At 62.0% G+C, this 526-nt stretch carries 1 protein-coding gene; it reads left to right on the top strand.

The window, feature by feature from the left end:
* Positions 1-137: 137 nt before the first annotated feature.
* On the top strand, positions 138-526 hold a 389-nt coding region (locus tag IE113_RS16190), incomplete at its 3' end, for a VOC family protein (RefSeq protein WP_189543367.1).

The following is a 526-nucleotide window of genomic DNA, read 5'->3' as shown; positions in this document are numbered from 1 at the left end:
CGCTGCGCCCCTGAACGGCGTACGAAAGCAGCACACGAGGACGACGTACGAAAAAAGTTTCGCTTCCGCCGATGAGTTCCGCGAGGCACCTCGGTCTACCCCCACGAAAGGATCACCACCGACGGGAGAGACCACGCATGTACCAGCAGATGATCTTCGTGAACCTGGCCGTGAACGACCTCGACACCTCGAAGAAGTTCTTCTCGGAGCTCGGCTACACGACCAACCCCCAGTTCACGGACGACAACTGCGCCTGCGTCGTGATCAGCGACACGATCATCGCGATGCTCCTCACCAAGCAGCGCTACGCCGTGTTCACCGGGAAGGAGATCGCGGACTCCACGAAGACCAGCGAGGTCCTGCTGTGTCTGAGCGCCGAGAGCCGCGAGAAGGTCGACGAGCTGTGCGACAAGGCGATCGCCACGGGCGGTACGGACTCCGGCCGGGTCCAGGACTACGGCACCATGTACGGCCGCTTCTGTATTGATCCAGACGGCCACACCTGGGAGGTCATGTGGATGGACCC

It is taken from the genome of Novosphingobium arvoryzae (assembly GCF_014652615.1).
In the GTDB taxonomy this organism is placed as follows: Bacteria; Pseudomonadota; Alphaproteobacteria; order Sphingomonadales; family Sphingomonadaceae; genus Novosphingobium; species Novosphingobium arvoryzae.
The sequence above is the reverse complement of the archived record's forward strand: the minus strand, read 5'-3'. Positions and strand labels throughout refer to the sequence as shown.